The organism is Pedobacter hiemivivus (genome assembly GCF_005144565.1).
In the GTDB taxonomy this organism is placed as follows: domain Bacteria; phylum Bacteroidota; class Bacteroidia; order Sphingobacteriales; family Sphingobacteriaceae; genus Pedobacter; species Pedobacter hiemivivus.
This window is the reverse complement of record NZ_SWDX01000007.1, coordinates 188,469-201,470: the sequence shown is the minus strand read 5'-3', so window position 1 is coordinate 201,470 and position 13,002 is coordinate 188,469. Positions and strand designations below refer to the sequence as shown.

Below are 13,002 nucleotides of genomic sequence, written 5' to 3'. Positions count from 1 at the left end.
GTTATGAACTCACTTAAATTTAAAAATATAGTTTTCTTTACCGTGTTGCTGGTCATTTCAGTGGGATGTAAAAAGTTCCTGGCCGAACGGTCACAAACCTTACAATATGTCAATAATTTTGCTCAGCTAGACGAATTACTTGTTGGCGAAGGATATATGGCACATTCCAATGCTTTCACAACTGGCACAAGCGGAAAATATCTACCCTGGTTAAACGTGATGGATGACGACATTACTGAATTTGCTACAGGTTCCTACGTTTTTGATTCAAGGCAGCCATTATTCGGTTTTTACACCTGGCAAAGTAAACCATTTGTAAATTACTTGTATGCACCTTACACAGATGATACCTGGGCTAAATTTTACAAACATATCAATGCCACTAACATTATAGCCAAAAAAGCCACAGAATTAAATGATAACCCTACAGAACTGAAAAGAATACTAGGAGAAGCATTGTTTTTACGTGCAGGCTATTATTTTTACATGATCAATATTTATGCTAAGGCTTATAATCCTGCAACAGCAAAAACAGATTTAGGCGTACCTTTAAAAATTACAGAATTTGTAGATGCAAATCTGGCTACAAGAGCAACTGTAGAGCAGGTTTATCAGCAAATTGTTGCTGATTTAGCAGAAGCCGAACAAGCACTTTCGGATGTTCCTCAAAAATCGCTCTACCACGCCGATGTAAATGCTGTAAATTTATTACAAAGCAGGATTTACCTTTATATGCAGGATTGGGAAAATGCAGCCACTGCAGCGAAAAAGGTAATTGCTCGTAAAAATACACTTTACAACCTGGCTACCTACCAGCCGAAAACCAGTTTCTTTACTTCTAAATCACCTGAGGCCATATTTACACAGGGCACAAACATCATGATGTATCTCATGTATGAAAATGGTCTGACTACTTTCCGTCCTTCAGATGAGCTGATCCAGCTTTATGGAATGAAAGACCTAAGAAGAACTACATTTTTTGAAATTGATCCTAAAGGAAAATATCGCTATACCAAAGTTTACCGCTCTACGCTCAATGCAGGTGTAACCCCGGAAGCACTTTATTCAGATAACTTTTTTATGCGCAATGCAGAAGCATATTTAAACCTGGCCGAAGCATCAGCTATGCTCCAGGGAAAAGAAGCTGAAGCCAACACTGCATTAAACACCTTGCGAAGGGCCCGATTTTTACCACAGGATTATCAGGAAACTAATCTGACTGGAACAGACCTGGTTAGTTTCATTAGGGACGAGAGAAGAAGGGAATTGTGTTTTGAAGGTCACAGATGGTTTGACTTAAGGCGATATGCAGTTAACCAGCTTTATCCTTATTCCAAAACGATAGTCCATCCTTATTCGAATACAGTCCAAGGCAACGCAACTTTAGCCGCTACATTGACCCTACTGCCCAATGATCCCGCTTATTTAATTCCATTACCAGATCCTGCAATTGAATTTAATAAGGGGCAACTGCTGCAAAACCCTGACAGACCTAATCGCGCATTTTAATTTAACGAACACATAGCTTCATCACTTCAAACTATAAAAAAGATGAAAACAAATATAAAATATCTTGCTATACTGATCTTCGCAGTAATAGCTGCATGTAAGAAAGACAGTATGCCTACAGCATCTGAGCCGCATACTGATGCTTATGCAAGGCTGGATAATCCCGCAAACGATGTTGATCACCAGATATTCCTTCTTTATCAGCAATCCAATATTCCATTATTGTATAGTGATACCCTCAGGAAAACGCCATTGAATGTGGTAAACCTTAACTATACGCTGTCTGGCGCAAATACCAATTATGTCTATACTTATCCTAAAAATAAAGCCGATATTTTGAATGGGATAGCTTTTGTGAAAAATCAAATCTTACCCCCATTAAATAAGGTTAAAATGTATTCCATAACCTTACTGGATACTTTAAAAACGGTAACAGTTTACAGCCCTACCTATAGTGTAACGGCTTATTTTACCGTATTGCCGGGCTTAACTACTTTTGGGATTGCCAATATTCCAAAAATACAAAACATGACCGCTACACAGTTGAGTGCTTACAAAGCGGACATTTTCACTAACGTAGTTTTAAATCCTTTAAACGCTTCCGACCTGTTAAAAAGCTTTAATGCCGTTTCTGCAAACTTTTATAATAAATATGCCTATGGTACGGAGCTCACCATAAGTTACGTTCCATTAGCGGATAAGCGGACTTATGGACTTATCCCTGATGGCACAGAATCGCCCAGTGGCTACAGTATAGGCAACCAGACGGCCGATTTGAAACTTTTTTTGACAAAAACGTTTACACTCTCGACGGCTGATTTCCAGGCTCAATATGGAGCGTACCCCCTTATTATGTCAAAATATAACATTTTAAAAGCGGCCATAACTACACTTGGATTTGATCTGACGAAAATTTAAACACACAAAATATGAATATTAAAAGATCACTCCTCTGGGTCTTAATGGTAGCCCCTGCGTTATCATTTGCCCAGCAAAAGTACACAATTATGGTTAAGGCCGACCACCTTAACCATACAGAGAAGGCCTTTCTAAACTATCAGCTGAATGGTAAACTCATTACTGATTCGGCCACTTTAAACACTGGCCAGTATATTTTTAGCGGAGTAGTTACTGAGCCTACACTAGCCCAATTTTTTATCCGGAAAGATGGCGCTTCTATGAAAGATAAATCGATCTTCAATGCCATGATATGGCTGGAAAAAGGACTTACAAAAGTAACCTTTGCAGATCCAGTGTCTAAACCCCTGATTACAGGAGGAATATTGAATTCAGATTATCAGCTATTAGATGCCAGTAAAGCACCGGAGCGGGCAAAGATGGTAGCGGCTTCAAAACGTTTTATGGAAGCGACGGAAGAACAGAGAAAGGCCCCCGATTTCATGAAGAACCACCTGCAGGTGATGAAGGCTGCGATGAGTGAGTCTGCGGTAAAAGATTCGCTGTATATCACTAAACATCCGAATTCCTATTTAAGTGTATATCTAGTCGCAAATACAACAAGTACTGCTCCCCTTTCCGTATTAGAACCAAAGTATAGAGCGCTGTCCAGAGCCTTGCAAACTTCCACGCTTGGACTGGGGCTGCTTGAGACCATTAATACCCTTAAAAGTAGAGAAATTGGAGGTACAGCAGCTGATTTCACCTTAAATGACACCTCTAATAAGCCCGTTTCCCTGGCTTCTTTTCGCGGAAAATATGTACTGCTTGATTTCTGGGCGAGCTGGTGTGTACCCTGCCGTAAAGAAAATCCAAATGTGAAAGCAGCCTACGATCAGTTTAAAGGTAAAAACTTTACGGTATTATCGGTTTCATTGGATGATGGAAAAGATGGGGAAATCAAATGGCTTGCTGCCATAGAAAAAGATCAGCTAAACTGGACACAAATCAGGGATGTTAACCGTGCCGGCGGAAGAGTTTCTGATTTGTATGGTGTTAAAACTATTCCGCAGAATTTCCTGATCGATCCCAATGGGAAAATACTGGCCATCGGACTACGCGGATCAGAACTTCAAAAAAAACTGACAGAATTTATTCATTAAAACCTATATAAGAATATGACGAATTTAAAATATGGCCTTACCGGGCTAATGATTGTATCTGGCTTGTTTGTTTCGCAGCTAAGCTCAGCACAAAGTAAAGTTTTTAGCGTAAACGTAAAATGGCCGGGCGGAGATGGTAAACACATCGTTTTACAAACAAACCAGAATGGACGCCCGGTAACTATTGATTCCGCAAATGTGGTAAATGGTACTGCTGTTTTGAACATGCCCGCGCCAGATAAGTATACTGCAATATATATGGGGGTCAATAATAACTATATGAAAGAGATACTAGCTTATGCAGGTTCAATAGATGTAGAAATTAGCAATTCATTAGATCCTATGTTTAAAAGTACAGCCAAAATTAAAGGAAGTCTTGATCAGGACCTTTTCCAGGAATATAACAATGTCTTTTCCTCCGGATTGATGATCAACTTAGCCCGCACGCAGGCACTAAAAAAACTGGGCCCTGATCAATCAAAAATTGATCAGGTAAAAAAAGATTCTATTATAAACTTCTATAAGCCAAGTTTTGACAGCTTAACACGTGTACAGGATTATGTAACAACGAAATATGCTGATAAAGACATTGCCGGCTTTATTTTAACCAAAAGAATCGGTTCCTTATCTATCGAAGAAGGAGAAAAGCAGCTCAACAGCTTATCAGAACGGGTTAGAAAAGGCCCATACGGATTAGCGGCTAAAAATATCATGATCACCACCGCACAGCGTAAAGTAGGAAGGCCAGGATTCCAGTTTGCAGCCACTACTTATGACAACAAGGAAATCAAGTTAGCTGATTACAAAGGTAAGTATGTATTGCTTGATTTTTGGTCGTCAACATGCCTTCCTTGCTTGCGTATGGCGCCCTACGTAAAACAACTTTACGATACCTATCGTACACAAGGCTTCGAAATTATTGCCGTATCTCTAGATACGAAACGTCAGGATTGGATTGCATCCTTAAAAAAACATGAAATCAGCGGAGTTCAGGTTTCTTCTTTAAAAGGAGCCAATGATCCTATTGCAAATTATTATGGGATTTATCAGATGCCCGCTATGGTCCTGATTGATCGTGACGGTAACAATGCTGGCAATGTTGATCCCAACAGATTGGATGCTAAACTTTCTGAAATTTTTAATAAAAAATAGTACTGATGAACAGTTTCCAGCGATTCATTATTTTACTAAGCTTTTTATTGGGGCATTGTATTTTTTTTGCCAGTGCTCAGCATTTTAATCCTAAGCCTTTTCAGCGGCAGGTACAGCGGGTGGTCGAAAAAGTTAGCCCCGCATGTGTTAAGATTTCGAGGTATGACAGTACGGGTCAGAAAAGATTTGGGGGCTTTAGTGGTGTCGCCATATCAGCTGATGGTTTTGTACTTACAGCCGCACATGCCACGATCACAGGAGAATCCTATCTGATCGAATTTCCGGATGGCAAGCAATACAGGGGGACCGCTTTGGCACGTATTCCGGTTGTAGATGCTGCTATGATAAAGATTGACAGTGCCGGGTCTCAATTACCGTATTGCGAAATGGGCTGGTCTTACAATCTGAAAGTAAACCAGCCTTGCCTAAGCATTGCTTACCCGGGCTCGCTCAGTGAAATCAAAAGTCCAGTGGTACGACTTGGCTATATTACCCGTTTGATCACCCCGGAAGGAAAAATGCAGACTTCCTGTCTGATGGAGCCTGGAGATTCCGGTGGACCGGTTTTTGACCTATATGGACGGGTGATTGGCCTTCACAGTAAAATTGAAAGGTCCTTAGCAGTGAACCTGGAAAACCCGATAGACAATTACCGAAAATACTGGGAGTTACTGAAAGAACAGAAGGATTATCCGAAAGATTTTTTTCCGGATCCAGAAAAGCCAGGTACCGATTTAAGGCGACAGATCCGACAGGAGCCTGAATTAACTCAGCTGCCCATTACATTTGCTGCTTTGATTAAAGCACATAGAAACACAAGTGTAGGCATCAGCAGTAAAATGGGCTCGGTCAACTTCTCTGCATGGGGCAGTGTGATTTCCTTGAAAAACAACAGTAAGGCCAGATATGTGCTGAGCAAAAGCTCAATCGTAGCTGAGCATCCTGTCTTGATTACATCAGGCTTGAAAAATTTACCGGCGGTTGTGATCAAACGGGATCCGGAAAATGACCTGGTATTGCTAAAAGCTGAAGGTCTTGAGGAGTCTATTGTATTGGATAATAGTAAACCGAATGTGTTTAGTAAGAAGGACGAGGGCACTTTTCTGATCTCACCATCTTATATGGACACTGTTAGGATAGGCATCCTGGGTAATGATTCTGCAGAAGTAGAGGTCTTGTCGAGTCCCAGCCTCGGCGTAATCTGTGAAGATCAGGACAGCAGCATCGTAAAAATAACAGGCTTTCGGACAAGTGTTTTTGAAAAATACGGACTCAAAGTAAATGATGTGATAGATTCACTAAATGGCGAACAGATCACCTCAACAAGACAGCTAAATTTTAATGGTGCCGCAATGAAACCAGGAGAAGAAGTCGTGATTGGGATCAAAAGAGCAAATGAAAGATTAAATATACATGGTCTGGTGGAGCGGGCGCCCAAAACGATGAATAAGCATCTTGCAGACGAATTTGAGGGCGGCATGAGTCTTAGAAGTGAGGGCTTTAACCATGTGTTTATTCAGGATGCCATGGTTAGGCCAGAAGAATGCGGCGGTCCCGTGTTTGATCTGAATGGAAACTTCCGGGGAATAAATATCGCCAGGTTAAGCAGAACATCCAACTTGGCTTTGCCTGCTGATGTACTGGGCGCATTTGTCCTAAATGCACTGGAAGGCCAATCCCATTTAACAATAAACAGAAATAAAATATGAAGAAAATATTTCAATACCTAACGCTTTGCAGTGTTTTACTAGCCCATGTGGGAAATGTATCTGGACAGGGTATCCGGTTTTTACAGGACGAGCCGCTTGAAAAAGTTTTAAGCCTGGCAAAAGAAAAAAATAAAATCATTTTTATAGATGGTTACACCAAAACCTGTGCGCCTTGTAAAGAACTCGATAAAAAGGTTTTTCCATTGCAGGAAGTTGGCGATTACTTTAATACCAACTTTATCAATGTAAAATATGACCTTGACGAGCCTGAGGGTAAAAAGGTACAGGAAAAATACCGAGATGTAGTTACAGGCTATCCATCGCTTATTTTACTTGATCAAGATGGCAAAATGATCCATAAAATAGGTGGTTTTCATCCTGCGGATTCATTGATCACTAAAATGAAAGATGCCTTGAATGGTACTAACCTCAGCACTATGCGTGTCCGTATGCAGGCGGGAGAAAAGTCACTTGCCTTTGTACAGGCCTATAAGAAAATCATAGCGGACGGCTACCTGCGGGATGAGGATCAAAAGATGAGTATTGACATCTTAAACCGTCTTTCTGACGCGGAAATGGTAAACCCAAAAATGTGGCAGTTGTTGGGACGTTCAGTTACCGATCCTTATTCAGCACTTTTTGGCCGGGTAGTTAAAAATTACTGGCCATTTTATCAAAATAAGGTTACTGATGTAGGTTTTCTGGAATTTCAGTTGCGTACGGCTATTCAAAGGGCTGCAAATGAACTGGTGACTCCAGTGGAAAAAGACAATAAGTTAAGCCTGCCAAACCAGCCGGAAAAAGAGAACATCATACTGGGCTATGTCAAAGATATTGACAAGTTTAAGCATACAGAAGCCATTAAAGCAATCTTTGATGTACATAACCTGGCCTTAAAAGGAAACTGGAATGAGATGATCACTGCCATGAAATTTTACAACAGGATTCAGGCATTGGGGAAATCTACCGAATTTATTTACAAGTACGTCCAATACATGATGCAATCTTGCAAAGATAAAAAAGCACTGATTGCGGCAACAGGCTTGTTGGCATCCCTGCCTAAGGAACATACCGATGTAATGGCTTATGATGACAATTACCGAACTTTGACCAAGCTATACGCATTGGCTGGCGAAAAAGCCCTGGCAGATAAATACAGGAAACTTCAAAAATAAAATTCTGGTCAGATGGCATGGAGACAGGTTTCGAGCGTATCGACCTGTCTCTTTGCGTTTTAAACCATAAAATTTCAGCTTTAATTTACCAATTGTTTATAAAAACGGTATATTTGTTTCAGGGGCTTATGCTAGGTTAAAAAATGCGGGATATAGAACTATTGGAAGTACTGTCTTCATTTAAAAATGGAGATCAGGAAGCATTTAAGCTTCTTTTCAAGCATTTTTACCAGCCGCTCTGTTTTTTTAGTAGTAAAATCACGGGTAATTCCCTGGATTCTGAAGATATTGTACAAGAAGTATTCATTCGGGTATGGCAGAAGCAGAAAAATTTAGAAGATATAACAGAACTTAAGTCTTTTTTATATACCAGCGTTAAAAATTCCTCTCTCAATTATCTTTCGAGCAATCAAATCAAAGATAAACACCAACAATATCTATTGGCACAAGAAGAAGGCTATGAAGGTACCATCCTTCAGGTTATTGTACGAGCCGAGGTGCTCCGGCAGATTTTTGATGCAGTGGATACCCTACCCGAACAATGCCGAAAAGTCATCTCGATGACCTTTGAGGAAGGTAAAAAACCAAAGGAGATTGCTGCTGCACTTGGGATTACGATCAGTACAGTTAACAATCAAAAGATGCGTGGTATTTCTTTACTCAAAAATCGTTTACCTCCTGATGTTTTAAGCATAGCTGTTCCAATGTTAGTCCCTTTGATATCTTCTCATATCAAATAATCGAAAAGAAAGAAGGTTACTTTATAAGCTGCTGATATACTTCGAAGGCACTTCGTTCCACCCGGTTATGTGCTAATTTATTATCCCGGATTTCCCATATAGCGATTCCCGTCAAATTTATAGGCTGGCCGTTAGGTTCCAGTCCAAACATGCCGTTGTGGAAACCAGTTAATCTCCATCTTGACACGACTTGTGAGCCGTCCTTACTTTCAAATATGTCCAGGTTTTCTAAATTACTCTGGCTGATTGTTTTCAAAAATCCAGCGACCCACTGCTTAAATTGCGCTCGCCCCTTGATTTCTACACCAGCAGAGGTGATCATAAAATCTTCGACCATGAGTTCGTCAATTAGGTCTAAATTGTACGGATAGCTCCACACATTGTTCCAAAAATGCAGAACTTTCTCTACCGGAGACAATTCCGATAAAGATGGTTGTTGAAAAGTGTTTGAATTTGTCATAACAAAAAATCTACGGACCCTACGAAATAATTCGTAATGCGAAGTTATATCGGAATTTTCAGATATTCCAATTACCTGTTTTAAATGACATGCAATTAACAACTTTTTGGTTTACTCTACCGAAATAACATTAATCTAAGACAGGCTGTTCAGCCAGGGGAAGGAACACACTGAAAACCGAACCCCGGCCTGGTGTACTGCTTACTGTAATTTTCCCGCCAGCGGTTTCCAACGTCTGTCTGACCAGGTACAGGCCCACGCCATTGCCTTCAACGGTACGGGCAACCCTGTTATATTTTTCAAAAATTGAAGCCTGGTGTTGGTCATCAATACCAATCCCATTGTCGGTGACGCTAATCACCATGTAACCATCTTGCTCAGTTGATTTGATTAGGATCTTTGGCACCCTGTCAGCAGCACCGTATTTGATCGCGTTACTCACCAGGTTATACAAGATGCTACGGAGTTTACGCCGCGCAAAAGTAATTTCAGACACGCCAATTTCCACCTTAAGTTCTGCCTGCGACTCCTGTAACTGGGCCGACAGGGTCAGCCGGACATCTTCTAAAATGTTCTGCAAATCCAGCAGCTCTTCCATCGCCTGGTACCTTTGGCCCTGCCAACGGTTGTGCACCAGATCAGCAATAATATCCTTCATCTTCACCAAGCTGCCTTCCACCTTGCTGAGCAGCACCGGAAACTTAGCCATTCCTTTTTCAGGAAGCTTTTTAAGCAACTCAATGGTCAGCCCAAGCGAAGTCAGGGGATTTTTAATGTCATGCGCAATAGTATCCAGCAGCAGCTCATGCTCAGATATGAGCTTTTCCTGTTCCTTCAGATCCCTGATCCTGGCAGTGATGTCTATAAATGTAATGATTACCCCATCGGTCTTGCCACTCTTCTGAACAATATAGGGCAACACATTCATCTGATACCAGCGTCGGTCGGTCGTTTGAATTTCCTTTTCCAGGATCTCACTGGAATCAATCACATGCTGGATGTTGTCCAGAATGGTCGGAAACCTAAAATTCTCTTTTACATTGGCGAATGGATGCCCAATGTGTTCATCCCGGAGGTTAAACTGTTTCATCGCCGGAGGCGTAAACTTCCTCAGGATCAGCTGCGTGTCAACAAAAAGCTGAGGAATGATGGTGTTGCGGAAATAATTCTCCAGTTCATCATTGAGTTCGATCAGTGAATTGATCTGTTCATTTTTGCTTTGCATAAAACATGATTTTATTCTGCATTATGCCCAGATTAATGAAAAGATCAGACATAATTTCAGCATACATTAAGGGTAATCTGCACGCCGGTCGCACACAAACACGATCTGAAATACGGCAGATTCCGGCCAAAAAAAACACCCGCTAAAAAAGCAGGTGTTTAATCAATTATAATTGAAATCTAATTAGCTGATTTTAACATTAATTGCGTTCAAGCCTTTTTTACCTTGCTCGATGTCATAGCTTACTGAATCATTCTCACGAATGTTGTCCATTAAACCAGAAGAATGAACAAAGATTTCGCTATCACCATTCGCTGGCACGATAAATCCAAAACCTTTTGTCTCATTGAAAAATTTCACTGTTCCTAATTGCATTGTATTTTATTTAATTACACCCAAAGGTAGTCAAAATCCTCACATAAAAAATTTTATTTCAAAATAAATAGAAATGTAAAATTTTATTTTACTCAATAATTTATAAACAAAATATCTTTCTGACACTTAACCATAGGTTGCTATACCCAAACTTGCTTCCATAACAAAAAAATAAAAGAGCCGCACAAAGGCAGCTCAGGATATTGGTATAAAATGTAAAATGGATATTCCTTTAACATATGTATAGATTTTAGAATGCTTCTCCAAGATTAAGCAGCACAGCACTGTATCCTTTACTCAGGCCATAATCAATACCGAGATTGGTATTGGTTAATTTATTGAACTTAATGCGTAAACCGGTGCCCGCTGCCGGTTTCCAGGAGGTAAATAAGGAGCCTGAACCGCTGACCGTGTTAATATTCGCAAATACCACGAACCCCAGCAAGCCATTTGCAGTAATGTCCCGTCGGTATTCACTCTCAGCATAAAACAATGTTCTGCCGCGGTACCTGTTCTGATCTATTCCCCTGGCAGACCTGTTATAAGGGTCCCATCCTGTACTCGGCAAATCCAGATAAGGGGTTTTGTTGTTCAGCACCGTCCAGAAATAAGACCAAAGGGCAAGCGTATTCTGCTGATGGGATTTCCCAGGACTCATCGGAATGTATTTTCTAATATCCAGGTAAACTGAGCTCCAGCTTTCGTTGCTCCCTAAAAACGTTGGATTTACCCGATAGACCAGGTTTCCATACATTCCCGGCAATGGATTGATCGCATTGCTTCTGGTATCATAAACAAGATTAAAACTCAGTCCTGATGAAAATGAGTTACTGCCTACCCCGTATCGATAACCAGCATATTGCTCCAGCGTTGGCGAAGAATCCTCAGTACTGATATTAAAACGGTAATCCAGGTTGTAGCCAAGGCCAGCATATAAATACGGCTTGATTCGTTTAAGCGCGCTTTGATAAAACCTGATGTATTTATAGCTCAGCAAAGTTCGCTCCTCCTCCCCTTTCGATTCACCAAGCCCCCAGGTATACTGCGGATAAACCAAAAATCGGATGTCTCCCTGGATCAGCCAGGTATTATCAGGCAGCCAGATGTTGGTCCTGACGGGTAATCCAAAACGACTGCCGAGATTCCAGTACGGTGTAAAGGTAGCAGTTGACAGGTTTGTCGTCTTTTTAGAGCCAAGGTACATCATAGCCGAAGTGCTGGTTATGAGCGCATTTCCGGTTCCGCCGGGTACAGTACCTCCTATAGGAAGAATAGAAAAATAGAGCTTCTTATCTTTTTCCTCCCGGATCTTCCCTGGATGGATGCGAAATAGGGCTTTCCCAATATCAATAAGGTCCGTTTGCCTGCCTGTATCCAAATTCTTCTTGTTCTGAATAATCGCGTCACCCGCATCTTGCCCAAAAGAAAAACTCCAGCAACATACCAACATGTAGATCAGGTACAATTTCACTACCATCTTCGATTGCATATCAATAGGTTAAGACCTATAAACGGCAATAAGCCTGCCAGAAACAAACACATTTCCAGCGCACAAAAAAAATGCGCTTACACAATATCTAGCCATAAATAGCGTCTTTATATATGAGAGCGTTAATTTAGATGAAGCGGGAGTGGTCGGAGATCATTCCCGCTTTCTTTTTTATATTGAACAAAGCTATTTCATGATAAATGATAGTGTGTTTTTTTTATAATATCTTTCAATACCATATCCAGCTCTTCTGAAGGAAGGCAAGGTTGATGCCTGCTTTTAAATTGCTTAACCAGGGAGAATAGGACAGAGATATGCCATAAGACTGTTCCATGTAAGCTAATTTTGAGGGGTTAATTGCCGAGGCATTCTGATCTGGCAAAGATGCCACGCCAGCATCCCCCATAGCCCCTGTCCTGGCGCCGGGTACAATAAGTAAAAAAGGGACACCTGTAATAATATTTGTACTTGAGCTTCCGTTCGTTTGAACAGTCTGAGCTTTTAATTCTAAGCAGCACAAGATTAAAAAAAAACTAATGGCACAAATGAATCCGAAAATTGAGATCTTCATGCTGAAAACATTGACTTTCAATTTGCTATGCATTGTAGTAATATAGTTATAAATTGGCGGTTAATTGTCACGCTTCCCGAAATGGTTGTTCAGCAGAAATAGTCAGCTAAACAGTAACAACCTCCGGTACGACTTTGGCAAAGCCGCATTTGGACAATTCTGTATCAAAACATCCTCCTCAACCGGAACAGATACCCTGCGCGTTCATATTGGAGAAGCCATTACAGCCGCTGGGCAGATTGAGAGACCGCCGAAAGGCCACATCCGTTATCGCCTGCTATCCATTCCATTAAAGGCTGGCACCCATAATTACGAGCCAAAGTTTAGTCCTGACAAACAAAATACAGGATCTAAAGCCATTCTTATGCCAGAATATATTGGCGAAGTATTGCCTTTCCGATATGCTGAAATAGAAGAAAACAAAAACATCCGGATCGACAGCGTATGGCGCGATGCCGTTAATCAGGCATTGCATAATCGTTAAGGTCAATCAAATTAATTTCATTCCCTTCAAAACTTTTCAATACAAATTTTACC

13 protein-coding genes are annotated in these 13,002 nt (G+C 40.8%); 8 read left to right on the top strand and 5 right to left on the bottom strand.

The window, feature by feature from the left end:
* Positions 1 to 3: 3 nt before the first annotated feature.
* The 7 genes from FBD94_RS18320 (at position 4) to FBD94_RS18290 (ending at position 8,345) form a co-directional block, all read left to right on the top strand.
* Positions 4 to 1,509, top strand: coding sequence for a RagB/SusD family nutrient uptake outer membrane protein (locus tag FBD94_RS18320; RefSeq protein WP_136881287.1), 1,506 nt, complete (start codon positions 4 to 6; stop codon positions 1,507 to 1,509).
* 42 nt (positions 1,510 to 1,551) lie between these two features.
* Positions 1,552 to 2,427, top strand: a complete 876-nt coding sequence (locus FBD94_RS18315) for a hypothetical protein (protein ID WP_136881286.1) — start codon at positions 1,552 to 1,554, stop codon at positions 2,425 to 2,427.
* 11 nt (positions 2,428 to 2,438) lie between these two features.
* Positions 2,439 to 3,569, top strand: a complete 1,131-nt coding sequence (locus tag FBD94_RS18310) for a TlpA disulfide reductase family protein (protein WP_136881285.1) — start codon at positions 2,439 to 2,441, stop codon at positions 3,567 to 3,569.
* A 15-nt stretch (positions 3,570 to 3,584) separates the two neighbouring features.
* Complete coding sequence (locus FBD94_RS18305; protein WP_136881284.1) at positions 3,585 to 4,721, top strand: TlpA disulfide reductase family protein; 1,137 nt, start codon at positions 3,585 to 3,587, stop codon at positions 4,719 to 4,721.
* A 5-nt stretch (positions 4,722 to 4,726) separates the two neighbouring features.
* Positions 4,727 to 6,430, top strand: coding sequence for a trypsin-like peptidase domain-containing protein (locus FBD94_RS18300; RefSeq protein ID WP_136881283.1), 1,704 nt, complete (start codon positions 4,727 to 4,729; stop codon positions 6,428 to 6,430).
* On the top strand, positions 6,427 to 7,605 hold the full coding sequence (locus FBD94_RS18295; RefSeq protein ID WP_136881282.1) for a thioredoxin family protein: 1,179 nt from the start codon (positions 6,427 to 6,429) through the stop codon (positions 7,603 to 7,605). The genes FBD94_RS18300 and FBD94_RS18295 overlap by 4 nt, the downstream gene beginning before the upstream one ends.
* A gap of 143 nt (positions 7,606 to 7,748) precedes the next feature.
* Complete coding sequence (locus FBD94_RS18290; RefSeq protein ID WP_136881281.1) at positions 7,749 to 8,345, top strand: RNA polymerase sigma-70 factor; 597 nt, start codon at positions 7,749 to 7,751, stop codon at positions 8,343 to 8,345.
* A gap of 16 nt (positions 8,346 to 8,361) precedes the next feature.
* Here FBD94_RS18290 and FBD94_RS18285 read toward each other — a convergent pair whose 3' ends face one another.
* The 5 genes from FBD94_RS18285 to FBD94_RS18265 all read right to left on the bottom strand — a co-directional run bounded on the left by FBD94_RS18285 (position 8,362) and on the right by FBD94_RS18265 (position 12,465).
* Positions 8,362 to 8,805, bottom strand: a complete 444-nt coding sequence (locus FBD94_RS18285) for an ester cyclase (RefSeq protein ID WP_136881280.1) — start codon at positions 8,803 to 8,805, stop codon at positions 8,362 to 8,364.
* Positions 8,806 to 8,935: 130 nt separating this feature from the next.
* Positions 8,936 to 10,030 (bottom strand): sensor histidine kinase, encoded by a 1,095-nt coding sequence (locus FBD94_RS18280; protein ID WP_136881279.1) that lies wholly within the window; start codon positions 10,028 to 10,030, stop codon positions 8,936 to 8,938.
* Positions 10,031 to 10,213: 183 nt separating this feature from the next.
* Positions 10,214 to 10,405 carry a cold-shock protein gene (locus FBD94_RS18275; protein ID WP_131594910.1) on the bottom strand — a complete coding sequence of 64 codons (192 nt, stop codon included), beginning with the start codon at positions 10,403 to 10,405 and terminating at the stop codon, positions 10,214 to 10,216.
* Between the two features lie 250 nt (positions 10,406 to 10,655).
* A complete protein-coding gene (locus FBD94_RS18270; RefSeq protein WP_136881278.1) occupies positions 10,656 to 11,894 on the bottom strand; it encodes a BamA/TamA family outer membrane protein in 1,239 nt (412 codons plus the stop codon).
* A 229-nt stretch (positions 11,895 to 12,123) separates the two neighbouring features.
* Positions 12,124 to 12,465, bottom strand: coding sequence for a hypothetical protein (locus FBD94_RS18265; RefSeq protein WP_136881277.1), 342 nt, complete (start codon positions 12,463 to 12,465; stop codon positions 12,124 to 12,126).
* A gap of 64 nt (positions 12,466 to 12,529) precedes the next feature.
* Here FBD94_RS18265 and FBD94_RS18260 point away from each other — a divergent pair, with 64 nt between their 5' ends.
* Entirely contained in the window at positions 12,530 to 12,949 is a 420-nt protein-coding gene (locus tag FBD94_RS18260) for a hypothetical protein (protein WP_136881276.1), read from the top strand.
* Positions 12,950 to 13,002 lie beyond the last annotated feature (53 nt).

What these genes read in the sequence shown, in the direction of transcription:
- FBD94_RS18265 (WP_136881277.1), bottom strand. Translation starts at nt 12,465, where the DNA reads ATGAAGATCTCAATTTTCGGATTCATTTGTGCCATTAGTTTTTTTTTA.
- FBD94_RS18295 (WP_136881282.1), top strand. Translation starts at nt 6,427, where the DNA reads ATGAAGAAAATATTTCAATACCTAACGCTTTGCAGTGTTTTACTAGCC.
- FBD94_RS18290 (WP_136881281.1), top strand. Translation starts at nt 7,749, where the DNA reads ATGCGGGATATAGAACTATTGGAAGTACTGTCTTCATTTAAAAATGGA.
- FBD94_RS18300 (WP_136881283.1), top strand. Translation starts at nt 4,727, where the DNA reads ATGAACAGTTTCCAGCGATTCATTATTTTACTAAGCTTTTTATTGGGG.
- FBD94_RS18315 (WP_136881286.1), top strand. Translation starts at nt 1,552, where the DNA reads ATGAAAACAAATATAAAATATCTTGCTATACTGATCTTCGCAGTAATA.
- FBD94_RS18305 (WP_136881284.1), top strand. Translation starts at nt 3,585, where the DNA reads ATGACGAATTTAAAATATGGCCTTACCGGGCTAATGATTGTATCTGGC.
- FBD94_RS18320 (WP_136881287.1), top strand. Translation starts at nt 4, where the DNA reads ATGAACTCACTTAAATTTAAAAATATAGTTTTCTTTACCGTGTTGCTG.
- FBD94_RS18270 (WP_136881278.1), bottom strand. Translation starts at nt 11,894, where the DNA reads ATGCAATCGAAGATGGTAGTGAAATTGTACCTGATCTACATGTTGGTA.
- FBD94_RS18275 (WP_131594910.1), bottom strand. Translation starts at nt 10,405, where the DNA reads ATGCAATTAGGAACAGTGAAATTTTTCAATGAGACAAAAGGTTTTGGA.
- FBD94_RS18310 (WP_136881285.1), top strand. Translation starts at nt 2,439, where the DNA reads ATGAATATTAAAAGATCACTCCTCTGGGTCTTAATGGTAGCCCCTGCG.
- FBD94_RS18280 (WP_136881279.1), bottom strand. Translation starts at nt 10,030, where the DNA reads ATGCAAAGCAAAAATGAACAGATCAATTCACTGATCGAACTCAATGAT.
- FBD94_RS18285 (WP_136881280.1), bottom strand. Translation starts at nt 8,805, where the DNA reads ATGACAAATTCAAACACTTTTCAACAACCATCTTTATCGGAATTGTCT.